Source organism: Nocardia sp. NPDC056000 (assembly GCF_042269265.1).
Classification (GTDB): Bacteria; Actinomycetota; Actinomycetes; order Mycobacteriales; family Mycobacteriaceae; genus Nocardia.
On record NZ_JBHJXS010000007.1, the window covers coordinates 114,428 to 140,096 of the forward strand.

Annotated in this window: 21 protein-coding genes; 13 read left to right on the forward strand and 8 right to left on the reverse strand. The window is 66.6% G+C overall.

Translation table 11 applies throughout. The annotated features are described in order from the left end of the window. The first annotated feature begins 318 nt into the window (after positions 1–318). Positions 319–633, forward strand: coding sequence for a MerR family transcriptional regulator (locus ACFC4D_RS21445; RefSeq protein ID WP_376065721.1), 315 nt, complete (start codon positions 319–321; stop codon positions 631–633). A 551-nt stretch (positions 634–1,184) separates the two neighbouring features. On the opposite strand, the gene ACFC4D_RS21450 is transcribed toward ACFC4D_RS21445, so the two are convergent. From ACFC4D_RS21450 to ACFC4D_RS21465, 4 genes are all read right to left on the reverse strand, one after another. Further along, the gene (locus tag ACFC4D_RS21450) at positions 1,185–1,541 is read right to left on the reverse strand and encodes a MerR family transcriptional regulator (protein ID WP_376065722.1); all 357 of its coding nucleotides are present in this window, start codon (positions 1,539–1,541) and stop codon (positions 1,185–1,187) included. A 1,624-nt stretch (positions 1,542–3,165) separates the two neighbouring features. Beyond that, the gene (locus ACFC4D_RS21455) at positions 3,166–3,999 is read right to left on the reverse strand and encodes a DUF5753 domain-containing protein (protein ID WP_376065724.1); all 834 of its coding nucleotides are present in this window, start codon (positions 3,997–3,999) and stop codon (positions 3,166–3,168) included. Then, entirely contained in the window at positions 3,996–4,502 is a 507-nt protein-coding gene (locus tag ACFC4D_RS21460) for a DUF6879 family protein (protein ID WP_376065727.1), read from the reverse strand. The genes ACFC4D_RS21455 and ACFC4D_RS21460 overlap by 4 nt, the downstream gene beginning before the upstream one ends. Beyond that, complete coding sequence (locus tag ACFC4D_RS21465; RefSeq protein WP_376065730.1) at positions 4,480–4,809, reverse strand: hypothetical protein; 330 nt, start codon at positions 4,807–4,809, stop codon at positions 4,480–4,482. The genes ACFC4D_RS21460 and ACFC4D_RS21465 overlap by 23 nt, the downstream gene beginning before the upstream one ends. A 431-nt stretch (positions 4,810–5,240) precedes the next feature. Between ACFC4D_RS21465 and ACFC4D_RS21470 the strand changes: the two genes are divergently transcribed. Together ACFC4D_RS21470 and ACFC4D_RS21475 are read left to right on the forward strand one after the other, a co-directional pair. Beyond that, entirely contained in the window at positions 5,241–5,624 is a 384-nt protein-coding gene (locus ACFC4D_RS21470) for a hypothetical protein (protein WP_376065731.1), read from the forward strand. Between the two features lie 168 nt (positions 5,625–5,792). Next, positions 5,793–6,155 carry a hypothetical protein gene (locus tag ACFC4D_RS21475; protein ID WP_376065733.1) on the forward strand — a complete coding sequence of 121 codons (363 nt, stop codon included), beginning with the start codon at positions 5,793–5,795 and terminating at the stop codon, positions 6,153–6,155. A gap of 36 nt (positions 6,156–6,191) precedes the next feature. Here the strand turns inward: ACFC4D_RS21475 and ACFC4D_RS21480 are convergent, their stop codons facing one another. From ACFC4D_RS21480 to ACFC4D_RS21490, 3 genes are all read right to left on the reverse strand, one after another. Continuing rightward, positions 6,192–8,018, reverse strand: a complete 1,827-nt coding sequence (locus ACFC4D_RS21480; protein WP_376065734.1) for an acyl-CoA dehydrogenase — start codon at positions 8,016–8,018, stop codon at positions 6,192–6,194. Between the two features lie 169 nt (positions 8,019–8,187). Further along, entirely contained in the window at positions 8,188–9,564 is a 1,377-nt protein-coding gene (locus ACFC4D_RS21485) for an NAD(P)/FAD-dependent oxidoreductase (protein ID WP_376065737.1), read from the reverse strand. Then, positions 9,561–10,262 (reverse strand): transporter, encoded by a 702-nt coding sequence (locus tag ACFC4D_RS21490; protein WP_376065739.1) that lies wholly within the window; start codon positions 10,260–10,262, stop codon positions 9,561–9,563. The genes ACFC4D_RS21485 and ACFC4D_RS21490 overlap by 4 nt, the downstream gene beginning before the upstream one ends. A gap of 270 nt (positions 10,263–10,532) precedes the next feature. Between ACFC4D_RS21490 and ACFC4D_RS21495 the strand changes: the two genes are divergently transcribed. From ACFC4D_RS21495 to ACFC4D_RS21540, 10 genes are all read left to right on the forward strand, one after another. Then, complete coding sequence (locus tag ACFC4D_RS21495) at positions 10,533–12,044, forward strand: flavin-containing monooxygenase (RefSeq protein WP_376065742.1); 1,512 nt, start codon at positions 10,533–10,535, stop codon at positions 12,042–12,044. After that, complete coding sequence (locus ACFC4D_RS21500; RefSeq protein WP_376065743.1) at positions 12,037–12,933, forward strand: alpha/beta fold hydrolase; 897 nt, start codon at positions 12,037–12,039, stop codon at positions 12,931–12,933. The genes ACFC4D_RS21495 and ACFC4D_RS21500 overlap by 8 nt, the downstream gene beginning before the upstream one ends. Beyond that, positions 12,930–14,300, forward strand: a complete 1,371-nt coding sequence (locus ACFC4D_RS21505) for a flavin monoamine oxidase family protein (protein ID WP_376065745.1) — start codon at positions 12,930–12,932, stop codon at positions 14,298–14,300. Before ACFC4D_RS21500 ends, ACFC4D_RS21505 begins: the two co-directional genes overlap by 4 nt. 137 nt (positions 14,301–14,437) lie before the next feature. Next, the gene (locus ACFC4D_RS21510) at positions 14,438–15,862 is read left to right on the forward strand and encodes an APC family permease (RefSeq protein WP_376065748.1); all 1,425 of its coding nucleotides are present in this window, start codon (positions 14,438–14,440) and stop codon (positions 15,860–15,862) included. 55 nt (positions 15,863–15,917) lie between these two features. Further along, complete coding sequence (locus ACFC4D_RS21515) at positions 15,918–16,577, forward strand: hypothetical protein (protein WP_376065750.1); 660 nt, start codon at positions 15,918–15,920, stop codon at positions 16,575–16,577. Next, positions 16,570–17,928: a glutamine synthetase family protein gene (locus ACFC4D_RS21520; RefSeq protein ID WP_376065753.1), complete on the forward strand. Its 1,359-nt coding sequence runs from the start codon at positions 16,570–16,572 to the stop codon at positions 17,926–17,928. The genes ACFC4D_RS21515 and ACFC4D_RS21520 overlap by 8 nt, the downstream gene beginning before the upstream one ends. Beyond that, positions 17,925–18,692 carry a gamma-glutamyl-gamma-aminobutyrate hydrolase family protein gene (locus ACFC4D_RS21525; protein WP_376065756.1) on the forward strand — a complete coding sequence of 256 codons (768 nt, stop codon included), beginning with the start codon at positions 17,925–17,927 and terminating at the stop codon, positions 18,690–18,692. Before ACFC4D_RS21520 ends, ACFC4D_RS21525 begins: the two co-directional genes overlap by 4 nt. After that, a complete protein-coding gene (locus ACFC4D_RS21530; RefSeq protein ID WP_376065758.1) occupies positions 18,682–21,108 on the forward strand; it encodes an AMP-binding protein in 2,427 nt (808 codons plus the stop codon). Before ACFC4D_RS21525 ends, ACFC4D_RS21530 begins: the two co-directional genes overlap by 11 nt. Next, positions 21,105–22,235 carry a Zn-dependent alcohol dehydrogenase gene (locus ACFC4D_RS21535; protein ID WP_376065761.1) on the forward strand — a complete coding sequence of 377 codons (1,131 nt, stop codon included), beginning with the start codon at positions 21,105–21,107 and terminating at the stop codon, positions 22,233–22,235. Before ACFC4D_RS21530 ends, ACFC4D_RS21535 begins: the two co-directional genes overlap by 4 nt. Beyond that, a complete protein-coding gene (locus ACFC4D_RS21540) occupies positions 22,232–23,692 on the forward strand; it encodes an aldehyde dehydrogenase family protein (RefSeq protein ID WP_376065764.1) in 1,461 nt (486 codons plus the stop codon). The genes ACFC4D_RS21535 and ACFC4D_RS21540 overlap by 4 nt, the downstream gene beginning before the upstream one ends. A 33-nt stretch (positions 23,693–23,725) precedes the next feature. Here the strand turns inward: ACFC4D_RS21540 and ACFC4D_RS21545 are convergent, their stop codons facing one another. Further along, on the reverse strand, positions 23,726–24,901 hold the full coding sequence (locus tag ACFC4D_RS21545) for a PucR family transcriptional regulator (protein WP_376065767.1): 1,176 nt from the start codon (positions 24,899–24,901) through the stop codon (positions 23,726–23,728). Between the last annotated feature and the right edge of the window lie 768 nt (positions 24,902–25,669).

The following is a 25,669-nucleotide window of genomic DNA, read 5'->3' on the forward strand; positions in this document are numbered from 1 at the left end:
CCGGCTGAGTCTTGTAGCTGGACCACCGCCGGAGGGGCAGGGGCGAGATTCGACTTCTGGGGCCGACGACTGATTTGTGCGGCTCTGTCGTGGTTACAGGCCTCGGCGCACCTCGCGCCGAGGCCTGCTCGTTGTCTCACCTGTTGTGAGATGTTGCGCGGCAATCGGATTCGGCGTTCGTGTGGTGCCGTCTCGGTGAGCGGTGAACGTTTCCCGCCGCCGGTGTGGGGTTAGCGGGCTGGGCCGAGACCGGCGGGTCCGCGTCGGCGCACGTGCGGGTTCCGGGCGTGGGGGTGACACGGTACGGGGGGTCAGGGGGTGTACGCGATCTCCGTGGCCGCGGAACTGGCCGGAATCGGGGTGCAGACCCTGCGCCTGTACGAGCAGCACGGCCTGATCACCCCCACGCGCAGCACAGGCGGTACCCGCCGCTACAGCGCCGACGATCTTGTGCGCCTGCGGCGTATTACCGACCTGGCGGGACAGGGGGTCAATCTCGCCGGTATCGGACGCATCCTGGACCTGGAGGACGCCAACACCGCGCTGACCAATGAACGAGATCGGCTACGCGCCGGTACCGGCAGCGCGCACGCCCCCGGACGACCGATGAACGCCCGAAAAAATCTTCAGTGACGGGTGTAGACAATCCTCGATTATCGTTGTACTGTCTCTCTCGTTCGGAAGATAAGAAGTTGCAAGAGGTCGTAGCAGGAAGCCGAACACGCTGCGGCTGGACGTTTGGTTGTACGCCCGGTTCCCTCCGGCGAATGAAAGACCATGGCAATAGGTAGTACTGCTGGAGGGAACCGGAAACACCGCACGACGGGCCGGAAGTCGCCCACAGTGACCCGCCGGCGACACCGCGCCCCGAAAGCCGGGCACGGCAGCGAAACTACGAGCCGGGAGGTGTTCCACGAGTAGACATCCACGTATCACGCGTCCGTGTCGGCACGAGCGGACAGGGTGCATGTCACCGGCCTCAACGGCCGGAAATCGATAGAAAAACCATTGAATCCGACCCTTTGACTCGATCTCGGGCCCCGGCGCACACAGCGCCGGGGCCCGAAATCGTGACATCACACCGAGCTGCCTTACCCGCGGTCGCGCCCTGGTCTGCCGATCATTGGAAGCTGGTGTGCGCCAGCTCGATACCGCACCCGAGCCAGGCCGGTTCGGCGCGTGTTCTACGGCCGCCCGGCAGGCGCGGCTGAGTTGTCGGCCGAGTTGTCGGCGCCGGCAAGTTCGGCGTTGAGCCGAAGGGCTTCGGCGAGTTGATCTTCGAGGATAATGATGCGGCACGCCGCGTCCAAGGGCGTGCCCTGATCGATGAGTTCGCGCACGCGCGCGGCCAGGCGGAGTTGATAGCGCGAATAGCGGCGGTGCCCGCCTTCGGAGCGCTGGGGAGTCAGCAGTCGTGCCTCGTCCAGGCTCCGCAGGAACGCCGGGGTGACCTCGAGCATTTCCGCGGCGCGGCCCATTGTGTAGGCGGGGTAGTCCTCGTCGTCGAATTTTTCGGTACCGGTTTGCTGGTCAGGGGGCATGTGTTCCTTTACAGGACAAGGACCCCGGTGCCGCGAGGCGGCACCGGGGTCCGGGTGGATGCGACCGTCCCACCGAAGCGGGGGGAATCAGTGGGCCCGCCGGGAAGATAGGCGCGGGTCGCCGGTCGCGTACTTACTGTTTCTTGCTATTCCTCTTACTGCTGTCCTGCTCGGGGACCGCAGCGAAGTCGTTCTCGCATATGCGGTCCCCGTCCCATCGACTTCGCGGGCAGTTCGTCGCCTCCCGCGCCCTCAGGATCTTTCTTCATTCTCAACAAGATTGAACCTACATGCATGATGCCGCTATGTCTATACCCATCACTACAGTTTTTCTGGCGTGCCGGACATGGGAAGTTGCCTCGCCCAGTGGGGCGATATGCCTGCACTGCAGCACGCGTGGAGCAGCCGATGCCTGCCGGCACCGCGACGGTCCTCGACCAGGATCGGCAGTTCGGTGGTGGAGTAGTCCAGTGGCAGGTACAGCTGCGCGCAGAAGGCAGCAACGCTGCCACACCCTGTCCCTCATCGGCGGTGTCGACACGTGTCGAGATTTCTTGCCGTGAATTCGCGGGCACCGATCCTTGCGGGGTGCGCTATCCGGAGGGATCCTGTCGGCGAATGTGTCAAAAGACCACGGCGTCTACAGTTTTCGCTCGTCGAGCGCTTCGCCGGTTTCGCCCCTTTGCTCGCAGCCGCCGACAACCTTTCCGGTCGGCACTCGTTGGGCACTCGTGCCTCCAACGACTGCTGGTCCCGGTGCAGTATCGACGGGCGTTGCATCTGTGCGGTTGTCGAGATTCGTGCACATACCCCGCGGAAGTGGGCGGGCGCGCCAGAGCATTGCCCAGGGGCCGTCCGGGTCGCATCTGGCTGATCGGGTGACGAGCCGAAGGGCAAGCCACTGCCGTCCCGCCCTTCGGTTCTCATCGATCAGGGCTCACCGCCGCCGCGGCTGTGCCCGGTCGTCCTGCCCGTCGTCGTCAGCGTTGACCGGTTCGTTCCAGTTGTCACCGGCCTGACCGTTGGGACCGGGTGCCCACATCAACTCGTTCATTGCTCACCTCCTCCGGCGAATCGATCGTGCGGAGGTCTGGTGGCGATCGCGCCGAGGTGCGACGGGCCGCGCACTGCCACACCGCCTCACCGGTGGTGGACGGGTCGCCCCGGGCCCAGTTCCAGCGATGGAGCGTTCGATCGCATCCACGAGCCCCTCCATCGCGGCCAGCGAGGAGAACGGATCGGTGTGGATCAGGCCGGGAAACTGATCCGAGCGCGCCACGAATGCGGCATCGGCTTCGGACCAACGCACCTGAATCGAGGACAACCTGATCCACTGTCGCGTGCCGTGCATGATCTACTCCTTTCCGGGGGCACTCGACAGCTCGACGTGTTCACCACAACATGATGGCATCGGCCACATGATCAAAGTAGTTGTACCGCACAGTTTTTCACCCAGGTTGACAGATGCGACACAGCTCGGGGGACGTGCGCGGATCGGCCAGGCCCGCCCCTCAGCACGCGATTTTCACCCCCGTCGGAATGTGCGTGTTTGAGCACGAGGTTCATGCAAGCCGCACTGTCACATGAAATGTCTAGTGCGGCATACTTACTCGACGCTTCACGCTCAGCTTCGCATCTGAATCGCTTGGGAGATCAAGGTTCGAGCCGCATCACCAGTTGCCGACTGCGCCGCCAACGTGTCGAAGGCGCGACCATACAGCGCGATCTCCCGAGGTTGGGTAATAGAGATATTTGCGGAGTGTCCCTCAACTTTCACCAACCGGTCATCGAACATGAAGAAGTTTTCGACCATAACCAATCCCATGGCCATCCGGGGAACGATGCCGAGGGTTACGCGTGGCATTCCAATGATCGCGTACAACCGGTCGAGTTGCGCAATCATGACCTGGTCGTCACCAAACGTGGTGTAAAGAGCTTGTTCTCCCATCAGGAAGTGAAACTTCTTATCCCGACGATAAAGAATTAGCTGGCGCTCCATACGGGCGGTCACCGCATCCTCCAGATCGTTTGGTATCCGATAGAAGGAAATTACATTTCCCATAACCGCAGCCGCGTAGTCAGCGGTTTGGAGAAGGCCCGACATCATTGCCGGTTCCCAGTTCCGGATAAACGTTGCCCGGGAAGCAGCTCGGTTCGACTCCCGCTGCCGACTCGCCATTCCAGTGCGTAGTTGCTGCCGCCACTCCACGTATGCAGTATCGATGTTGTGGAGGCTTGCCAGAAGGTCGTCCAGTTGGTCTTCGGCGTTGCAGTAGTGGCAGTAAGCGCGGATGTCGGCGTCGGAGGGACGCGTGACTCCATACTCGAGCTTGGAAATCTTCGACTCGTGCCAGTTCTTGGCATGAGCAAGCTCCCGACCGGTGACCGCCGCCCTACGGCGTAGTTCGCGCAGTCGCTTGCCGAGAGCCTCCCGTTGCTCCTGAACCGAACTCGTCACTGTGCGTATTTCACCAACGGCGTCGCCAGCGCCCAGAGACGCTCCCTGGTCCGCTGGCAGTACGCCACCAGCTCAGGATCGGTGCTGATTGCCGCCCCGCCCGGGGAGCGGCCATTCCTATCTGACAGACCGAACACGACTACTCGGTTGTCGATCACCCAGAAGTCATCTGGCGGAACCTGTCCCGCTTCATTCCTGGGCAGATAGCGCACTTCCTCGCCGGCCTCCACGTTCATAGGAGCGATGGTGAGCGACCAACGCACATAGTCGCTATGCGGGACAGTGACTACCCGCAGCCGACTGACAGCTACCTGGCGGTCCGTGAGGCCTTGGACGAACTCAGTCCAATCCTTAAACCAGCTTCGGTAGTCGAACGGTTCGGAGTTCAAGAAGCGCTGAAACGGTTCGTCCTCGCCTGGTACGCCATACTCGTCTCGCACCTCCAGATGGAACGCATCGTGTTGCGCTTCCCGAAGTAGCTCAATCGTGGGACGGAAGTCCACCGAAGTAGTCCCTCTCTGCTCGAGGTACTTCAATCACCGTCTCATATGGCTCGATCTTTATTTGAGATAAAGTCTCCTCAGCGGTTACTGGCTTCCCAGTGAGAGCGAACGTACCGCGGCCCGTATCTCTCAGGGGCGTATCCAAATAGGTATTCTTTTCCAGAAACCCCAGCAATGCATGCGGAATCTCTACGATTTCGACCTGCTCTGTCTTCCAAGCGACCACCACGTATCCGTCTTCCGCAGCGAAAAGTTGCGGGCACTCATCCTTATTAGAGCCAATTCGGCCCAGAAAACGCAAAGTCATGATTCTTGATCCTTGCTAACGGGTGTGCGGCACCTTGCAGCACCGCACCTCCAATGATGCCGCAGCCAGGCTCGCATTGAGGCTGAACCAGCCGGGTTCTGCAAGTCTCTGCAAACCAGTGGACTAGCAGGCAAGCCGTCCATAACTTCGAGCTAGGCACTTGGGATCGGTCTTCGCCGTCCCTCTCCAAGACGCCACCCACTGCAAGAAGACGGCGAAGGAGCGGCGATGGCTCTTACCGAACACGAGGCGAAAACCCTGGACACACTGGCCGGTCTCGACGTCGCGGGCGCGCTACCTATACGTGAACTCAGCGGGTGTACAGGGCTGACCGAATCCTCGATCCGTAAAGCGCTTGTGCGCCTTGTCCTTTCGAGGCCATTGCGAGAGGCCCAGGCTCGGACTGCCAACCAGCGGCGAAAGGGGCGGACATGAACCAGGCCGAGAAGGCCGTGATCTACATCAATCTGGGTGTTTCGACCACCAAGACCGCGCGGGACTGGGCGGAGGTCCACGCGCGGCAACGGGCGCTCGAGCTCGGGTTACGGGTGGCGGACGTGATTGTTTTGGGCAATTCGGACGGCGCTCACCTGCGGACCCTGTACAACACTGTCCGCAAGGTGGATGCGGGGATCGTGATCACGCCGAATCTTGGCCACCTGGGCGGGGATTCGGTGGATGTCACCGCGTTCGCCGAGCTTCAGACCGCCGATCCGGCGATGCGGTACCGGTGGCGTTTGCGGTTGTCGGAGAGGGACCTTCACGACGCGTTGGACTCGCGTCGCCCCCAGACCCACCAGGCCCAACCGCGATAGGCCACCGCACGATGCTCGGGAAGAAACGGAGGTGACCCAGAGACAACATCCAGGACTGAGCACTCGATCACCCCCGGGGTTCGGTTGATACAGGCAACCGCAACTACCTATTCGACCAGTACGTGCCCCGGGGGTCTTGCGCCCCTGACCTTGTGGAGAGCGATAACCATGCGCGCTATCGGATACGTGAGCAAAACCCTCGCCGGTGACCGGCGCTCGGAGATCGAACACCAGATGTGGGACACCGCAACACGATTCGGCATCGAGTTGACGATGATCGCCTACGCCGAAGCACCATCGATTGACCAACTCGAACGCCTGGAAACCCTTGTGCGGACCGACGACCCCTCATATGTGCTCGTACCCGACCTGGCACACCTCGGCGACATCGATCCCGTCGACATCGACGGCTGCCCAGACGTGTATCTGCTCGCCGAACAACGCCTGTACACGATCTATCTCGACAATGAGGAGCAACCCGAGGGCACTCCGAGGATCATCGAACCCTGGACCGGACCAGACGAACGATGATGTGTCAGCTCGGATGAGGGGCGGGACGGTGCGGGGTCAGAATCCTGCCTCGTCGAGATCCATGATGGTCAGGTCGGTGCCTGCGATCACGGCCAAGTCGGCGGAGATGTGGGGAAGAACGGAGTTGGCGAAGAAGGAGGCCACGGCGACTTTTCCTGCGTAGAACGCGGTGTCGTGGCCGGTGTCGATTGCGGCGAGGGCGGTTTCGGCGCCGACGATGAGGCGCCATGCGACCAGGAGGTCGCCGATGGTGAGCAGGAATCGGACGGCGTTCACGCCGATCGCGTGCAGCCCTTGCGGTTCCGCGACAGCGTTCAGCAGCAGGGTGGTGAGCCTGCCGACCATGTGGTGGACGTCCTCGAGCGCGTGGGTGAGCAGGATCTTCTCGTTCTTCAGCCGCCCGCAGTCGGAGTCCGAGACAGCGGTGGCGCGGACTTGGCCGAGGACATGGGTCAGGGCAATGCCGTTGTCGCGGGCGATCTTTCGGTAGAAGAAGTCCTGGGCCTGGATGGCGGTGGTGCCTTCGTAGAGGGAGTCGATCTTGGCGTCGCGGATGTACTGCTCGAGGGGATAGTCCTGCAGGAAGCCCGAACCGCCGAAGATCTGCAGGGATTCGGTGAGGTACTGGTAGGCGCGTTCGGATCCGACCCCTTTGACAATGGGCAGGAGCAGATCGTTGACGCGGGCCGCGAGGTCGGCGTCGGCGCCGGAGATGTGCCTGGCGACAGCCAGGTCCTGGTGGCCGGCGGTATAGAGGTAGATCGATCGCAGACCTTCGGCGTACGCCTTCTGCATCATCAGCGAGCGCCGGACATCGGCGTGATGGATGATGGTGACCTTCGGTGCGGCCCTGTCCGTGGCGCGGGTCGCATCGGTGCCCTGAATTCTGGTCTTCGCGTAGTCGAGCGCATTGAGGTAGCCGGTGGACAGGGTCGCAATGGCCTTGGTACCGACCATCATTCGTGCCTCTTCGATGATTTTGAACATCTGGGCGATGCCGCTGTGGACCTCGCCGACCAGATACCCCACCGCGGGGACGCCGTGCGCGCCGAAGGTCAGCTCGCATGTGGCCGATGCCTTGAGTCCCATCTTGTGCTCGACGTGAGTGACGAAGACGCCGTTACGCGCGCCGGGCTCGCAGGTGTCGTGGTCGAAATGGAGCTTGGGAACGAGGAATAGGCTCAACCCCTTGGTGCCCGATGCCGCACCCGCGGGGCGGGCCAGCACCAGATGCATGATGTTCTCGAACAGGTCATCCGAATCGGCGGAGGTGATGAAGCGCTTGACTCCCTCCAAATGCCATGAGCCGTCGGGCTGTTCGGTCGCCGACGTGCGCCCGGCCCCGACGTCGGAGCCGGCGTCCGGTTCGGTCAACACCATGGTCGCGCCCCAGTTGCGCTCCACCGCTTGCGCGGCCCATCGTCGCTGCTGCTCGGTGCCGATATCGGCGAGGACATCCGCTATCAGCGGACCGCTCAGGTACATGTAGGCCGCGGGTTGCGCACCGAGGACCAGTTCACTGATCGCCCAGTTCAGCATCGATGGCGCCGGCACTCCCCCGACCGCCTCGCTTTTCGCGATCCGCCACCATTGCGCGTCCTGCCACGCGCGCACCGCCTTCTTGAACGGTTCCGGGATGCGCACCGAGTGTGACTCGCTGTCGAATACCGGTGGGTTGCGGTCGGTGTCGGCATACGGCTGCGCCACCGGCCCCTCGGCCAAACGCGCGGCCTCGGCCAGCATCGTCCGCACAGTGTCGGCGTCGAGGTCACCGAACGCTGCGGTATCGAGTACCGCGCTCAGGTCGTAGACCTCGAACAGGTTGAACTCCAGATCGCGGACATTGCTCTTGTAATGGCCCACCGGACCCTCACCTCTCGATCGAGCCCGTCACACTCGGACGGGCGAGAACAATCACGGTGCGGTGTGCTGGACCGCACCGGTCATCGAAATGTGCTGGGGCACTACGCCATCGGAGTAGCCATCAGCGATGCAGGGCACCCGTGGAATCAGGGCCCGCGCGCACCATGCGCTATGCGCGAGTCATCGAGCCGCGCGGAGCAGCGGCAAATCCCTTGCGCGCGTTGCGCTTACTGCCATTGATCATGTCGTTGAACCTGTCCACTGCCCACGCCGCGCGCAATCCCGTGCGCCCCATGATCGCTGGGACCGCGCGGCCGAATCCGGGTTCGTCGACCCAGATGGCACGCAGATCCTCGGGGGTCGCGCCGGTGGCGATCCGATCCGCGATGAGGGACCCGATGTAGGTGGCCTGGGCGAGTCCGTGGCCGTTGCACGCCAACGAGTAGTAGACGTCCGCGCCGAGCGAGCTGGCCACCGGCAACCAGGTCGAGGTGATCCCGATCCAGCCGCCCCACGCACGGTCGATCGCCACGTCCGCCAGCGTCGGGAAGCGCCGCGCGAACCCGGCCGCGAGATCGGCGACCACCGCCGGATCGGGGGTGCGCTCGGGAAGGGGATAGTCCGAGGCGCGCTCGATGCGCCGGACGCCGAACACGATGGTGTTCCGCGCGGTGAGCCGGTAGTTCTCCATGATGTTGTGCTGGGTGATGAGCCCGGACCGACTGGACCACCCGAGAGCGGCCAGCCGCTCGGGCGCGATCGGCTCGGTCTCCACCTCGGTCACCCACATCGGCGACGACAGGCGTTTCGGCGTGATGTCCCACTCGCCCGCATAGGCGTTCGTGGCCAGCACCACCCGCTGCGCGCGAACCAGTCCCTCGCGCGTCTCGATGGTGACTCCGTCCGCACCGCGCACGATATCGACGACCCTCGACTGTTCGAAGACCCGCACGGTCGAGGCGAGCACCGCACGGCGCAGCCCCCGCAGCAGCTTTCCGGGATTCATGATGCCGCCGCGGATCTCACGCATACCGCCGAGGAAACCGTGCGGGATGCCGAGTTCGCGGGCCGAACCCTGCTCGACATGGGCACCGGCACGTCGCAGGATCTTCGTGATGCGACGCGTGCGTCGCAGCTGCCCACGCGATACGGCGGCGAATACGTTGCCAACGGCCTCGTAATCGCAGTCGATGCCCAGCCTGTCGATGAGGTCCTCGACGTGGCCCGCGGCGTTCTCGGTCAGACGCAGGATCGCGGGCATGCGCTTGCGGTAGAGCAGGTTCAGCAGCTGGATATCGCCACCCGGAGCGCTCGCCAGTTGACCGGCGTTGCGCGAGCCGGAACCGTGGCCGCAGAACTCCGCTTCGAGCAGGACCACGTCGAGGCCGTACTCCGCCAGGCGCAGCGCGGTCGCCAAGCCCGCGAGACCGCCGCCGAGGACCGCCACCGAGCAGGTCAGGTTCTCCCTCAGCGGCGGCCGGATATCGGCGGGCGGATCGACCCATCCGGTGAAGGCGGTATAGGTCGTATTCGCCGTGGGACTCATGCGATATCAACTCCGTGGACAGGGGGCGCAGCCGTCGGACCGAGACCCGAGGCGCGCTCGTTGTGGGCGGCGAAGGCCGTATACGCGCGGTAGATGACGAGCATCGCCAGGCCCCAGGTGAACAGGGCCAGGATGTAGAAGTGGGTGTGGTCGGCATCGTCGCCGGGGATGCGCCAGAAGTCGTAGATCGAGGCGACAACCACATTCAGTGCGGTAGCACCGCCCACCCATCCGGCGTGGGCGCGCTCGCCGATCTCCCAGAGGCGCCACGCGAAGTAGCACAGGAAACCGGAGGTCGCGAGTGCGGTGATCAGGAAGAACACCTTGCCGGGAGTGCCGATCTCCTCGGCGAACTCCGAGAGCAGGAACCCGAGAATCGCGGCGAGGGCGAAGGCGCTCACCTCGATCCGGGTGGCGGGTGTGTACCCGTGGGTGACAACCAGCAGCCCGAGAACCAGGATCAGCGTGAACCCGATCGAGCGCGAGAACGCATCCAGGAAGAACGCAATATGGTGTGCGGGCGAATCCGGACCGGCTTTCGTCATACCGTAGATCAGGAAATTGGATCCCGAAATAGCCATGATGATCCATTCGAGGCCGATCAAATAATTGTGATGGGTCCGAATGAATTTCACGCCACAGATGAATCCGGTGGCGATCATCCAGATATCCGCCGCGGCGAAAAGTATATCGCGCATGGCAGCGCCTCCTCGGGTGTGACCGTGATCTCGTGCGGCTTTCACAGTCGCCTGCGGTGGCAGGCTCCCGCTACGCCGAGGTGCAACCTCATCCCGCGCCGGACGCAACAGAGTGCACCAGCATGTGGTGTGACGGCGGCCTCGAGGGCTCCGGTAGTGCAGTGTGCACCACACCCTCGCGCAGGAGGGGGCACTGCGGCGTAGAGGCCGGGCCACCGCGGTGGGCACCGTGGAATCACAACGACGTGATCACCACCGAAAGGCCCCACGATGAACGCACCGAAGCAGCCACCCGAGCAATTCGACATCGTCATCATCGGTGCCGGCATCTCCGGCATCGGCGCCGCGCGCTACATCGTCGAGGCATTTCCCGGAAAACGCGTCGTCGTACTCGAGGGGCGCGACAATATCGGCGGCACCTGGGACCTGTTCAAATACCCCGGCATTCGGTCCGATTCGGACCTGCACACTTTCGGCTACGAATTCAAGCCCTGGAAGGATCGCGCCGCCATAGCGGAAGCCCCCAAGATCCTGAACTATCTGCACGAAACGATCGAGGAGAACGACCTGGGCGGCCTCATCCGCCTCGGACACAGCGTTCGCCGCGCCGAATGGTCCAGCGCCGACGCACGCTGGAGCATCGACGTCCACACCGCCGACGGCGATACCACCGTCACCGCCAACTGGATCTTCGCGGGCACCGGGTACTACCGGTACGACGAGGGCTACACCCCGCGATTCGAGGGCCGCGACGATTTCGCCGGCGACATCATCCACCCGCAACAGTGGCCGCAGGGATACGACTACGCGGGCAAGAAAGTCGTGGTGATCGGGAGCGGCGCGACCGCGGTGACACTGATCCCCGCACTGTTGAACGGCGAGAACGCCGCCGCCCAGGTGACCATGCTCCAGCGCACCCCCACCTATGTGATGCCGTGGCCGAAGGTCGATTCTCTCGCCCTGCTGCTCACCAGGCTCTTCGGCGAACGCCGCGGTTATGCGATGACCCGGTTCAACAACATCTGGATCGATCGGGGCGTGGTCAAGTCGCTGCGCACCTTCCCCCGGCTCGGGCGCGCATTCATCCGGCACATCAACAAGAAATCACTGCCCGCAGGCTACGACGTGGACACGCATTTCGCTCCGCCCTACGACCCGTGGGATCAGCGCCTATGCCTGTCCCCCGACGGTGATTTCTTCGCCGCGATCCGCGAGGGCAACGCCTCGATCGTCACCGATCGAATCGCGCGGTTCACCGCATCGGGGATCGAGCTCACCTCGGGTGAGCGGCTCGACGCGGACGTGATCGTCACCGCGACAGGGCTCAACGTGCGCCTGCTCGGGGGCATCGACCTGGTGGTCGACGGTGCGCCGGTCACGCTCGCCGATTCCGTTGTCTACCGCGGCACCCTGCTCTCGGGGATTCCCAACCTCGCCGTCGCCATCGGCTACACGACCTCGTCGTGGACGCTCAAAGTCGGCATCCTGTGTCGCTACTTCTGCGACCTGGTCAGGCATATGGACGCCTTCGGCTACGACAGCGTCCGGGTCGAGGCCGATCCCACCATGCCCACGCGTCCGGTCATGGACCTGAGTTCGGGATACGCGCAACGCGCCCGCGAGAGCACACCGAAGCAGGGCACCGGCAGGTGGCAGATGTCGATGTCGTACCCGCAGGACGCCAAACTGCTGCGCGGCCCACTGCTCGACGACGCGCTGCGCTTCGCCTCCACCACCGACGACCATGCGTCCTCGACCGCGAAAGAGGCGAGCCATGCATGAGAACACCGCAGACCGTTTCGTCACCCTGCCCGGCGGCACACGACTCTGCTACCGCATCGACGGGGAGTACGGCCCACCGGTGCTGTTGATCGCCGGTCTCGCGGAGGACCTGACGACATGGTCACCGCGATTCGTCTCCGCGCTGGCCGCGACCGGTTTTCGGGTGATCCGGCTGGACAACCGCGATTGCGGCCGATCTTCCTACGCGAGCACCCCGCCGCCGAGCACCCTGCGCCAGCTGCTGGCCCGCCCCCGCCGGGACGCGTACACGCTGGCCGATATGGCCACCGATGCCGCGCAGCTGATCGAGCACCTCGGGCTGGGACCGGCGCACCTGATCGGGCGCTCGCTCGGCGGGATGATCGCCCAGACCGTCGCGGCCCGGCATCCCGCACACACCATGTCGCTGACCAGCCTGTACTCCACCACCGGCGACCCGAAGGTCGGACAGCCCGCCCCGTCGACCCTGGCGTTGCTCGCCGCCCCGCCCCCACGGAACCGGGTGCAGGCCGTGCGCGCGCACCTGCGCCTGACCGCACACCTGGCCGGCACCGGATTCCCGATCGACGAGGTCGAGGAAACCGACCATGCCGTGCAGACGTGGAACCGCACGGCCGGCGACGCCGCAGCGGGCACCGCACGGCAGGTCCAGGCCATTCAGGCCTCGGGTGACCGGACAGCGGAGATCGCCGGAATCACCGCTCCCACGCTGGTGATCAACGGCGATCGCGACCTCATCGTCGCACCATCGGGGGGCGAGGCCACCGTGGCCGCGATCGCGGGCGCACGGCACGTGGTGATTCCCGGAATGGGGCACCACCTGCCCGACGCGCTCGCCCTTCTCATCGCCGACCACGTTGTGGGTCATCTCGAAGGAGCCCACGCATGACCGAACCACGCCGCACCGACGTCGCCATCATCGGCGCCGGGATCTCCGGGTTGACCGCGGCACGGCGACTGACCCAAGCCGGGCGGTCGGTCGTGGTGCTCGAGGCCGATGACCGCGTCGGCGGCCGCACGATGAATCTCGACGTCGCTGACGGAGTGATCACCGAAGGCGGCGGCCAATGGGTCGGCCCGGGCCAAGATCGGGTGCTGTTGCTGCTGGACGAGCTGGGCTTGCAGACCTTCACGACCTATATCGCGGGCAAGTCGATCTACCACCGGCGCGGTCGGTCCAAGCGCTACGACGGCCTCATCCCCCCGCTGAACCCCCTCGCTCTCGCCGACTTCGCCCAACTGCAACTGCGTCTGGAACGGATGGCCAGGACCGTACCGCTCGATGTCCCGTGGACCGCGCGCCGCGCTCGCTCCTGGGATGGCGTGACCTTCGGACACTGGCTCGACGCGAACGCTCGGACCTCGGAAGCCAAGGCGATGGTCACGATGGGGTTCACCGTCACCAACGCCGAGGACCCGCACACCACCTCGCTGCTGGTCCAGCTGGCGCGGATCCGGGGTGGCGGCGGGATCGACCACATGCTCAACATCACCGGCGGCGCCCAGGAATCGCGGGTGGTCGGTGGCACCGTCCGCATCGCGCAGCGTCTGGCCGAGGATCTCGGGGACGCGGTGGTGCTCGACTCGCCCGTCCGCGAGATCTTGCAGGACGCCGACGGGGTCTCGGTGCGGTCGGCGCGGGTCGAGGTCCGCGCGGACCGGGTGATCGTGGCCATGTCACCGGCGGACGCGGACCGCATCCATGTCACGCCCAGCCTGCCCACCCGCCGCGCGATGCTGCAGCGCCGCTGGAGCAGTGGCACCGAAAGCAAACTCTTCGCCGTCTACGACCGCCCGTTCTGGCGCGAGCAGGGGCTGAGCGGTCAGGCGGTCTCGGACCTGCCGGTGGCCCAGTACGTCGTGGACAACTCGCCACCGGACGGCAGTGTCGGGATTCTGCTGAGCTTCCTCGGCACCGCCGGGTCCGGCAGTGGACAGCACTGGCCCGATGAGATCCTCGACGATCCCGCCGCGCGGCGCGCGGGGTTTCTTGCCGATCTGACCGTGCTGTTCGGGCCACAGGCGGCGACACCGACCGCGTACCTCGAGAAGGACTGGACCCAGGAGCGGTGGATCAGCGGCTGTGTGGGCTCACGCGCACCGGGCTCGCTGACCCAGTACACCGACGCCGATCGCCGCCCGGTCGGGCGGATCCATTGGGCCGGTACCGAGACCGCGACGACCAATCAGGGCTACCTCGACGGTGCGGTGAGCGCCGCGGAGCGCGCCGCCCACGAGGTATCCACCACCCGGTGACGGCCGCTGGCGATTTCCCGGATCCTGTTCGCCGCGAACAGAACTCGCGGGTGCCTTGGTCCCGACATCACCTACCGAACGATCGGAAAGGCCGGTGGCCCGATCACGGACAGCAGTACGAAATGGAGTAGTTCATCATGAGTCCACACGACGAGAAGGCCCAGGCGGCACCGACCGATCTGGATCGCACCCTCGGTGTCCCGCACATCGTCTTCATGGTCGTGGCCATGGCCGCGCCCCTGACGGTGTTCGCCGGACTCATTCCACTGATGCTCGGCTCGGGAAACGGCATCGGAACCCCCGTCGACTTCGCGATCGTCGGCGTCGTACTCGTGCTGTTCACCGTGGGGTATTCCGCGATGACTCCCGAGGTCCGCCAGGCCGGTGCCTTCTACTCCTACATCCAGCGCGGCCTGGGCACCGGGATCGGGCTGGGTGCGGCGATGCTCGCCCTGGTCACGTACTGCCTTCTCATCGTCGCGGTGGGCGCCTATCTCGGGGCCGCCGCGCGCACCGTGGTCGAGACCTTCGCCGGTGTCACGGTGCCGTGGTGGATTCTGGCCGCCGCCGGACTCGGGGTCATCTGCTATCTGGGATACCGCAACGTCGAGGTCAGCGCCCGCGTGCTCGGCGCGCTGCTGATCGCCGAGGTCGGAATCGTTGCCCTCGTCGACCTGGCCATCGTGCTGCGCGGTGGCGACCACGGACTGTCCACACACCCGCTCAGCTGGGACGCGTTCACCAGCGGAGCCACCGGCACCGGGATCATGTTCGCCGTCTTCGGCTTCGTCGGTTTCGAGGCCACCGCCGTCTTCCGATCCGAGGCGAAGGACCCGGACCGCACGATCCCGCGAGCCACCTATATCGCGGTCGTCCTGATCGCGGTGATCTACGCCTTCTCATCCTGGGCCATGATCAACGGCCTCGGCCTCGCGCACGCCACCGAGGCCGCCGCGAACGACCCGCAAGGACTCGCCCCCGAACTCGCCACCCGCTATCTGTCCCGGGCCGCTCACGACGTGATGCAGGTGCTGCTCGTCACCAGCTTCTTCGCCTGCGTGCTCACCGCGCACAACGTGGTGGCTCGCTATCTGTTCGCCCTCGGACGCCAAGGGGCGCTTGCGGTGTCGCTCGGCTCGGTGCACCCCGCACACCGGTCGCCGTATGCGGCGTCGCTGCTGACCTCCGGGGTCGTCGCCGCGCTGCTGGCCGCCACGGCGATCGCCGGGCTCGAGCCGGTCGTGCAGATCTATGCCTGGTTCGGCGGCGCCGGAACCCTCGGACTGATCGTGCTGCTCGCCCTGACCAGCGCGGCGATCGTCGTGCATTTCCGCAGGGTGCGTACGGCGACCGCGTGGACGGGCACCGTCGCGCCCGCCCTGGCGCTCGGCGCGCTCACCACGATCCTCGTGCTGGTCATCGGCAATTTCGAGCTGCTGATCGGGTCACGCACCGGAGCGAATGTCTTCCTCGCGGTCGTCGCCGCGGCGTTCGCCGGCGGCCTCGCATGGGCGGCGCTACTGCATCGGCGCCGACCCGAGGTCTACGCCGCTCTCGCATGAGCGCGGATCCCCCAGCCCCCCACGCAGCACCAATGCCGTCGAAGAAAGGTACGACATGACGGACACCCCCACGATCTCTCCGGACCCGATAGCGCAGCGCGCGCCCACCCGGATCGATATCGACAACGATGCCTCGCCCATTGTCCGGCTGCTCGGCCGGACCCTGCGCGACGCGGTCCACGCCGGCCACGCGCTCGAGATACTCGAGCGCGGCACCGGAACGGTCGCGGTCCGCTCGCACAACACCCCACAGGCCGCCACCCTCACCATGCGCGACGGCGCTGTCGCCGTGGCAGGCGGGGTCTTCACCTCGGTCGACGCGACGCTGGTCGTCGACCTCGAATCCCGCTTCGCGCTCAGACAGGATCCGGCCGGTGATACCGAACTGGCCGAGGGGATGGTCCGCGCCCTGCGACCTCCCCTGCCGCCGTGGCGCCAGGCCGCCGCGCGCTTCTGGGAGCTGGCCCGCGCCATCGACGGCATCCCCGAGGTCCTGGTCGCCATCGCGCAGGGTCCCGACGGTCCCGAGGAGTCCTGGTTCGGGTCGGGCCCGACGACGTACCGGATGGTCGGCACGCCCGATGCGCTCGCGGGGGTGTTCACCGGCACCGACTACCTGCTCACCGCCCTGGATTCGGGTCTGCGGGTGCAGGGGACGCTCTCGCAACTATCGGTCATGACCGCCGCCTCGTGGAAGGTTCGCTTCGATGTCTGAATTCACCGAATCCACCCGGTCGGTACCCGCGAGAGCGGTCCGGCTCGAGGCCACCGGACACGACGGGAGCCTGCTGGGAAAGACCATCACCCCGGCGAAGTTCGCCTCGGGCAAGGAGTCGGGCTTCGCCTTCGCCGACATCCTGTTCGCGATCGACCTGGGCGATGCGTTCGTGTTCGGCGACGCCTTCCCGGACTGGCGCGGCAACCTCTACGACATCGCGATGGTCCCGGACATGGACACCCTGGTGCAGTGGAAACCGGGCCTGGACGCCGTCATCGGTGACTACTGGCTCCGGGACGGACGACCGGTGCCGATCTGCCCCAGAAATATGGTGCGCAGACTGGTCGAGCACCTGCAACGGCTCGGGTACACCGCCACGGTCGCGGTGGAGATCGAAACGACGCTGTTCGAGGAGTCCGTGCAGCAGGCGCGCGCCCGCGGCTACCGCGATCTCACCCCGCTCGGCGGAGACACCGGGGCCACCTACCATCTGGCGCGGTCGAAGGACTGGGTCGATTACATGGACGCGGTCACCGATCGGCTCGACGAACTCGGCATCGTCTGGGAGGCATGGACCGACGAGGCCGCCGCCGGCCAGACCGAGTTGAACCTCGCGCCCACCGATCCGGTATCCCTCGGCGACTCCTGGGTGCGCACCAAGCAGGTGATGCGTGAAGTGGCGTTCGAGCAGGACCGGACGGTGACCTTCATGGCCAAGCCGACCGCCGGTTTCGGGCAGGGCGCGCACATCAACCTCTCGCTGCACCGCGACGGGCACAACCAGTTCTTCGCACCCGAGGGACCCTCCGAGACGATGCTGCAAGCCGTCGGCGGTCTCCTGGCCACGATGGCGGGAAACACCTTGCTGGCGCTGCCGCAGATCACCTCGTACCGGCGACTGGTCGACATCAGCGGCCCACCGACCACCATCTCGTGGGGCGTCAACAACAAGACCGCCGCGGTGCGGGCCATCGTCGGGCACCCCAAGTACTCGCGGCTGGAATACCGGCTGCCAGGTTCGGACGTGAACCCCTACTACGCACTGGCTGGGGTGCTGGCCGGAGTAGTGGCCGGTATCGAACGACGCATGCAGGCCCCACCCCAGGTCGACGATATGGCGTGGTGCCTGCCCGATGACTGCGGGGTCGAGCGGATCCCGGACTCGATCACCAAGGCCATCGCGGCGTTCGAGCGCGACGAGGTGCTGCGCGAGTACCTGGGCGAGGAGTTCGTCGCCTTCTGGGTAGCCTCGCGCCGGTGGGAATGGATGGAATTCCACACCAAGGGCGGTGACCCGTACGCCGAACTCTCCGCGTGGGAGTCCCGTCGCTATTTCGAGTTCCCATGAGCGGCAAACCCCTGATCGGGATCACCGGCCGCCGATTCCAGCTCGGCCTGATCACCGGAACCGATGACCGCTACGCCAAGGCGTGCGTGGACTCGTTCATGTCCGCCTTCGCCACCCGCGTCGCGGCGGCGGGCGGCGTGCCGGTGCATCTGCCCTACGACGCCGATCCGATCGATGCCTGCGCGTGGCTGTCGGGGGTGGTGATCACGGGCGGGCAGGACGTGCACCCGGCCCGGTGGGGCGGTGACACCTCCGGGGTTCGGCAGGTCGACCCCCGCACCGATCCCCATGCGCACGACCCCGAACGCGACGACTACGAATTCGCCCTGACCCGCGCCGCCATCGACTCCGGTCTCCCGCTGCTGGGGGTGTGCCGCGGCATGCAGCTGCTCAACGTCGCATTGGGCGGCACGCTCATCGCGGACCTGCCGCCCGGCCCGGTGCCACACCTGTCGCTGCTGGCCGCGCCCACCGACGGCGACGCCGAGCACCTGGTGAGCTTCACCCCCGGCTCGACGGCCGCGCGGATCTTCGGTGACAGCGCCGTCACCAACTCCTGGCACCACCAAGCCGTGGACCGGTGCGGTGCGGGACTGGTGGTCACCGGCCGCGCGCCCGACGGAACAGCCGAGGCCGTGGAGGTTCCCGGCGCGCCGATCCTCGGGGTGCAGTGGCACCCCGAGTGGATGGAACGCGACGACCCGGCCATGGCCTGGATCGTCGATGAATCGAGAAAACGGCAGGAGTCCGATAATGCCCGCTGACAGGACACCCCTGACAACGCCCGGCGAGGCGATAGCGCGCCGGGCCGCCGTCACCCCCGATTACCTGGGGGACGCGCCCCGGTTGCGCACAGTCACCGCCCTGCTGGCGGACGGTACCGCCCGCACTCCCGGTGCGGAGCTACTGCGCTTCGGGCAGGAGTCATGGACCTACGAGCAGGTCGACGTGGCGTCCTCGCGGCTGGCGCACCGCCTGATCGAAACCGACGGCGTGGTCCCGGGTGCCCGCGTCGCGATCATGCTGCCCAATGTCGTGCAGTGGCCGCTGACCTGGTTCGCGGTGCTCAAGGCCGGCGCTGCCGCGGTGCCGGTCAACTCGGCCTATCGCGCCGCTGATCTGGCGTTCGTCCTGAGCGACTCCGGCGCGGGTGTGATCGTCACCGATACCGAACATCTCCCGCTGGTGCACGAGGTGGTGTCCGGCGATCCCGCTCTCGCGGGCATTCGCGTCCTCGACGTCGCCGACGCCGACGAGGCGTCCTTCCCGGCCACCGCCCCCGACGTCGCGATCACCCCGGGCACACTGGCCAACCTGCAATACACCTCGGGCACCACGGGATTCCCGAAGGCGTGCATGCTGACCCACAACTACTGGACCCGCATCGCCTGGAGCTGCGCCGCGGCCGCGGGCCTCGGCGAGGATGACGTACTGCTCACGGCGCAGCCGTTCTCCTACATGGATCCGCAGTGGAACGCGGTGCTCGCCCTGACCGCCGGTGCGCCGCTGGTGGTGCTGCCGCGGTTCTCCGCCTCGGGGTTCATGGCCGATGTACGGCGCCATCGCGTGACCTTCTGCTACGTCCTGGGATCGATGCCGACCCTGCTGTTCAAACAGCCGCCCGCAGCCGAGGACCGGGACAACCAACTACGGGCGGTGTTCTGCTCGGCGATCCCCGCGGCGCTGCACGCCCAGCTCGAAAACCGTTGGGGCGCACCGTGGCGCGAGGTCTACGGCATGACCGAGAGCGGGATCGACCTGATCAGCCCGCTCACCGATACCTCGGCCGTCGGTAGCGGCAGCATCGGGCGGCCGGTCCCCGGTAAACAGGTCGCGATCGTGGACTCCCACGGCGCCCAGGTCCCCGCGAACATCCCCGGCGAGCTGACAGTGTCCGGCGCGCCGATGATGCTCGGCTACTGGAACCGGCCCGGGGAGACCGCGCGGACGCTCCAGGGTGGATGGCTGCACACCGGCGATATCGCGGTCGCCGACGACCGCGGCGAGATCCGCCTGGTGGGCCGCATCAAGGATATGGTCCGGCGCGGCGGGGAGAACGTGGCCAGCGCCGAGGTCGAGGCCGCCCTCGAAACCGACGACCTGATCGTCGCGGCCGCGGTGGTCGCCGAGCCCGACGAGGTGCTCGGCGAGGAGGTCAAGGCGTTCGTCCAGCTCGCGGCGGGCGGTACCGGCGACCGGGCAACGGCCGAGGCCATCATCGCCCGGGTCGCGCAGCGGCTCGCGCGGTTCAAAGTGCCGCGATACGTCGAATTCGTCGCCGACTTCCCCCGCACCCCCTCGGAGCGAGTGTCCAAACCCGCGCTCACCGCGCGGGCCGTCGACAACCCCGGCACTACCTTCGACCTGCGCGAGCGGACCCCGACGGCCCCCTCCGTTGCCTCGGACGCGGCCGACCACGTGCTCATCGAGGTGATCGGCGATACCGCGGTGATCACCCTGCGTCGACCGGCGAAACTCAACGCGCTGACCGTCCCGATGCGCCTGCGCCTGGCCGCGCTCATCCGCGAATACGGCACCGGTGCGCGAGCCCGCGGCATCGTGATCACCGGCACCGGCCGCGCCTTCAGCGCGGGCGAGGACCTCGGCGCGCCACCGACCACCTTCGCCGAAATGCGAGAAACCTTCGAAAGCTTCCACGACATCACCCGCGCGGTGATCGAGACCACGGTCCCGGTCATCGCCGCGATCAACGGCATCGCGGTGGGCGGAGCCTCGGAGATCACGCTGTGCTGCGACGCGCGCCTGGGCACACCGCAGACCACGTTCTTCCAGCCGGAGAACGCCCGCGGCCTCACGATCTCCAATGCGTCGAGCGTGCTGCTGCCCCGAATCGTGCGCACCCATGCGATGCGGCTGGTGCTGGGCTCCGAACGCATCGATGCCCAGCAAGCGCTGCGGATCGGACTGATCGACCAGATCGTCGAGGCGGACGAGCTGCTGAACCGCGCGATCGACACCGTCCACGCCTGGACGCCACCGGGCGGCAACACCGCCCTGCATCTGGCATTGCTGCGGCCCTCGCTCGAGGAGATCGAACGCGCCTTCGTGCGGGAGGACGCCGCCGCCGACGCCTCCTGGCACAGCGGGGCGTTCACCGCGGGAATCGAGGGCTTCTGGAGCGCCAGGAAGTCCGCCACCACGACCGGAGAGAACCGATGATCCGCACCCGCGCGGCTGTACTCACGACGGTCGGCGAACCCCTGCGCCTGACCGACATCCACGTCGACGACCCCGAACCGCACGAGGTACGGATCGCCGTCACCCATGTCGGGCTGTGCCACAGCGACCTGCACTATATGAGCGGCACCGTCGCCACCGAACTTCCCGTGGTGGTCGGTCACGAGGTCGCCGGAATCGTCGAGACCGTCGGCTCGGCCGTCACGCATCTGCGACCGGGCGACCCTGTCGTCGGCGCGCTCACCCCCTCGTGCGGGGAATGCGCGAACTGCAATACGGCGCGTTCGACACAGTGCCTGCGACTCGACGAGATTCGTCGCCGTCCCCGGCCCGCGTACACCCTGCCCGACGGGACGCCGGTCTCCCGGCTCGGCGATCTGGGCGCGTTCTCCGAGCACATCCTGCTGCGCGCGAATGCCGCGGTGAGGCTCCCCGACGATGTGCCCACCCGCGTCGGCTGCCTCCTGTCGTGCTGCGTTGTCACCGGGGTCGGCGCGGTGTTCCGCGGCGCGCGGGTGCGGCCGGGCTCCACCGTGGCGGTGATCGGCTGCGGTGGCGTCGGCTCGGCCATCATCCAGGGCGCGCGCCTCGCGGGCGCGTCCGCGATCGTCGCGATCGACCTCGACGAGCAGCGATTGCGCGCCGCCCGCGGCTACGGTGCGACCCATACCGTGAACGGCGGCGTCGACGATCCTGCCGGTGCGATCCGCGCCCTGCTGGGCGAGGGCGTCGACTACTGCTTCGAAGCGGTCGGATCCGCCCGCACCGCGGCCACCGCCCTCGCGGTGGTGCGCCCCTCCGGCACGGCCTGCCTGGTCGGTATCGCACCCGGCGGCACCGAACTGACCCTGCCCGCCTCGGACTTCTTCTTCGGTGAAAAGCGTCTGATCGGCTCGTACATGGGGTCGGGGCAGGCCCGCGAGGACATCGCGCAGCTGGCCCGGCTGTACCAGCACGGCCGACTGCTGCTCGACGAAATGGTCACCGAGGTCATCGAATTCGATCAGATCAACGAGGGCTTCGAGGCGATGACGTCCGGTGCGGTGACCCGCATCGTCGTCGCCATGCCGGGCTGTTCCGACCACTCCCCGACACAGGAGCTCCGATGAACACCACGACCCCGCTCACCCCGCCGATGAACTACATCGCCGGCGAGTGGCTGCCCTGCCGCACGCTCGATGCCTGGAACCTCGACCCGAACACCGGCGAACCGATCCACCGCTCGGTGAGCACCGCTCCCGCCGACCTCGAGCGCGCACTGCAGCACGCACAACGCGCCTACGACACCCAGAACTGGGCCACGGATGACTTCCGGCTCGCACGGGCCGAGGCGCTCGACCGGGTCGCGGACAACATCGAGCAGCGACTCGAGGAGATCGCCCGCACCGATGCGATCACCAGCGGCACCGCGATCACCGCCACCCGCACGCTCGCCGCGTTCCTACCCGCCCGGATCCGGGGCGCCGCCGCCGAGACCCGCGGAATACCGCGAGTCACCGCGCTCGCCGCGGGCGGGCGGGACGTCCGGCTGCATCGAGTGCCGTGGGGGCCCGCCGCGATCCTCACCCCGTGGAACGGCCCCAGCTTCATCCCGGCGGCGAAGGTCGCCAGCGCGGTGGCGGCCGGGTGTCCGGTGCTGCTCAAGCCATCCGAGCACGCGCCCGCCAGCGCGCAGGTGATCGTCGAGTGCTTCATCGACGCGGGCCTGCCCGAGGGTGCGCTGCAACTCGTGCACGGCGCAGGTGATGTCGGCGCCGCCCTGACCGGCGACCGCCGCGTTCAGGTGGTGTCCTTCACCGGCGGCCCGGGTGCCGGGCGCGCCATCGCGCGCGCCGCGGCCGAGGACTTCACGGTGCTCCAGCTCGAACTCGGTGGCAACAACCCGGTACTCGTACTCGAGGACGCCGACCTCGAGGTCACCGCCGACGGGATCCTCACCGGCATGACCAACCTCAATGGCCAGTGGTGTGAGGGACCGGGCAAGGTCTTGGCACCACACCGGCTCGTGCAGCCGCTACGCGAGGCGCTCGTCGAACGTATCGCGCGCTTGCGGATCGGGCACTCACTCGATGACAAGTCCGACATCGGCCCGATCTCGAACGCCCCGCACTACCGCACCCTGATCGAGCGCATCGAGGGCCTGCGCGGGCTCGGTGCCGAGATCGACCAGCCCGGGGAGCTGCCCGGGCTGGCGGGCTTTTTCCTGTCCCCCACGCTCGCCACCGGGTCCGACCCGGACCGCACGACGGCAGAGCTGTTCGGGCCGGTCATCTCGTTGCACGGTGTGGATTCGGACGAAGACGCACTGCGTGCGGCCAACGCGTACCCATCGGGACTGGACGCCTATGTGTTCGGCACCGACACCGACCGCGCGATCGCCATCGGTGCCCGTGTCATGTCCGGTGAGGTGCGGGTCAACGGCGCGAAACTGGCCGATTTGGGCGACGACTCCGCCCAGAGTTTCTGGGGCACGTCCGGCATCGGCGGACACGGACCGGCGGAATCGGTGCGCGTGTTCTGCGGCGACCGGGTCGTTGGGGTCGATTCACCGGATCTGCCGTTGTGATCAGCCCGCGAGCCAGATCAACTCCAGCGCGGGTCAATCCCGCAATTGCACGAGCATGAGCGCCGCGACCACGCTCGCGGCGTTGTCCGAGAGCGGCACCGGCAGTAGCTGATCAGCGCGTGCCAGTCGGCGCTCGACGGTGTTGCGGTGCGTGAACAACCGCTCCGCGGCGGCGGAGCCGTTGAAGCGTTCGCGAACGTAGGTCAGCACCGTCTGGCGGAGCACCGGGTCGGCGGTCGCGAGTTCGCCCAGGGTGTCGGTGACGAATTGATCGGCCTGCGCCATATCGGCCGTGAGCACCGACACCAGTGCGACATCCTCATAGCGGACGATCGCGCGCGCCGAGCCCATCCGCGCCAGTAGCCGCTGTGCGGCGGCGGCATCGAGGTGACTGCGGCGAAAGCCCTCCAGATCACGCCCACATCGTCCGAAGGCGACATGGATCCCGGGCCGGGTCGCCAGGGCGGCCTCGGCCGTCTCGGCCGCGGGGACCACGTCCGCCGGAATCCATACCCAGAGCGCGGTGGCGCTCGCGTTCAGAGTGAACCGTCGTGCCGCGCCGCATAGCTTCATCATCGCTTCGGCCGCCGCATCCAGTGTTGCGGCCTGATCGGCGGAGTCGCTCCAGATGATCGCGGCGAGATGGGTGCCCGTCAGCGCGTACCCGAGACGCGTTTCGGCCAGCGCCCTGGCGATAGGTGCGCCCTCGAGCAAGAGCTGCACGGTGGTGTGCCGTTCGGCGCTGGCGCCGCGGGCCAGGTCCTCCCTTTCCTGCTCGACGAACTGGTCGAGCGCCGCGATCGAATCGTCGATGAAGGTCACCATCGACCGTTCGGACACCTTCATCAAATCGCGCAGCTCATCGACGGCGGCGGTCGCCGCGAAACAGGCATCCACCCACAGATCCCAGGCGCCATGCTGGGCACCCCGCCACGATCCGAGGTCGTGCATGTCCAAGCCGCGTCGCACCAGGTCCCGCGCGAACTGCAGAACTTCCGGGTCGACGCACGGCTCGACTCGCGCACCCGGGTTGTGCAGAGTGGCCGAGAGCCAGTGCCGGAAGTAGGCCTTGCTCATATGCCGGTCGGCCGCCGCGAGCTGCGGATCATCAAGCAGTGCACGGTATTCGGCGCCTCGATGGGCAGCTGCCACCACCTCGTCGACCGCCGCGCTCGTCGATGCCAGCAAACGCTCGGCGGTGTCCCGCATCAGTTCAGCGGTACGTTGGTTCGGTCGCGGCCATCGTGAGTCCACCCGTTGCACTGTAGCGCCCCACGACGCATCGAATATCCGGCTCGATCAGCATGATCGCCGCGCCCGTCGATATCCGGAGGCCACCTTGTCAGTCGGCGCCGCTGTGGTCGCGAGAAACGTGGTGCAGGTGTTCGATCGATCAGGGGGTGGTCGTGAACTCGACCCAGATGAACGTAGAATCTTCGGACGATTCAGCGTGGACACGGTGGAGCCGACCCGAACAGCTGGCCGCTCGAACAGAGTCGCTTTTTCCGCCGCGTAATGACCGTGCCGCTCAGGACGGGGCCCGCATAGGCGGCTGCAGCTTCAGCCCAGCCATGGTCTACCCGTACGCGCCAGAGATGTTGCCCGACAACATCGTTGGTCTTGTCATCGACCCCCACCCGAAATCCTCTACGAAGCCCATCATCCTCCGTTTCCGACCTTGTGGGCGGTCGAGCGGATTCTCGAAGCACGTATCTCTACCTACCGATACGAAGTGAGCAGGAGGCAACGCACCGCCGACGCAGAGTAACCACAGCTCCGGCAGACCGGCTGGATCGAACCAGCCGACCAACGACATGTTGATCTTCGAGCCACAGCAAGGCATGGTCCGATGACCGACCAGACAGCGGATTGTGTTCGCGGGCACATGCTTTCGCACAACACAAGGTCGCCCCAGCGGTATGCTGGGCCAAGTTTCTGCACCGCTGACCGCAAGACTGCGGAACTGAGGTTGTGTGG

Bases quoted from the DNA above. Each gene is read 5' to 3' on its own strand.
- ACFC4D_RS21530 (WP_376065758.1), top strand. From the start codon at position 18,682: ATGCCCGCTGACAGGACACCCCTGACAACGCCCGGCGAGGCGATAGCG.
- ACFC4D_RS21525 (WP_376065756.1), top strand. From the start codon at position 17,925: ATGAGCGGCAAACCCCTGATCGGGATCACCGGCCGCCGATTCCAGCTC.
- ACFC4D_RS21540 (WP_376065764.1), top strand. From the start codon at position 22,232: ATGAACACCACGACCCCGCTCACCCCGCCGATGAACTACATCGCCGGC.
- ACFC4D_RS21535 (WP_376065761.1), top strand. From the start codon at position 21,105: ATGATCCGCACCCGCGCGGCTGTACTCACGACGGTCGGCGAACCCCTG.
- ACFC4D_RS21475 (WP_376065733.1), top strand. From the start codon at position 5,793: ATGCGCGCTATCGGATACGTGAGCAAAACCCTCGCCGGTGACCGGCGC.
- ACFC4D_RS21490 (WP_376065739.1), bottom strand. From the start codon at position 10,262: ATGCGCGATATACTTTTCGCCGCGGCGGATATCTGGATGATCGCCACC.
- ACFC4D_RS21545 (WP_376065767.1), bottom strand. From the start codon at position 24,901: ATGCGGGACACCGCCGAGCGTTTGCTGGCATCGACGAGCGCGGCGGTC.
- ACFC4D_RS21515 (WP_376065750.1), top strand. From the start codon at position 15,918: ATGACGGACACCCCCACGATCTCTCCGGACCCGATAGCGCAGCGCGCG.
- ACFC4D_RS21465 (WP_376065730.1), bottom strand. From the start codon at position 4,809: ATGACTTTGCGTTTTCTGGGCCGAATTGGCTCTAATAAGGATGAGTGC.
- ACFC4D_RS21470 (WP_376065731.1), top strand. From the start codon at position 5,241: ATGAACCAGGCCGAGAAGGCCGTGATCTACATCAATCTGGGTGTTTCG.
- ACFC4D_RS21505 (WP_376065745.1), top strand. From the start codon at position 12,930: ATGACCGAACCACGCCGCACCGACGTCGCCATCATCGGCGCCGGGATC.
- ACFC4D_RS21510 (WP_376065748.1), top strand. From the start codon at position 14,438: ATGAGTCCACACGACGAGAAGGCCCAGGCGGCACCGACCGATCTGGAT.
- ACFC4D_RS21520 (WP_376065753.1), top strand. From the start codon at position 16,570: ATGTCTGAATTCACCGAATCCACCCGGTCGGTACCCGCGAGAGCGGTC.
- ACFC4D_RS21450 (WP_376065722.1), bottom strand. From the start codon at position 1,541: ATGCCCCCTGACCAGCAAACCGGTACCGAAAAATTCGACGACGAGGAC.
- ACFC4D_RS21495 (WP_376065742.1), top strand. From the start codon at position 10,533: ATGAACGCACCGAAGCAGCCACCCGAGCAATTCGACATCGTCATCATC.
- ACFC4D_RS21485 (WP_376065737.1), bottom strand. From the start codon at position 9,564: ATGAGTCCCACGGCGAATACGACCTATACCGCCTTCACCGGATGGGTC.
- ACFC4D_RS21500 (WP_376065743.1), top strand. From the start codon at position 12,037: ATGCATGAGAACACCGCAGACCGTTTCGTCACCCTGCCCGGCGGCACA.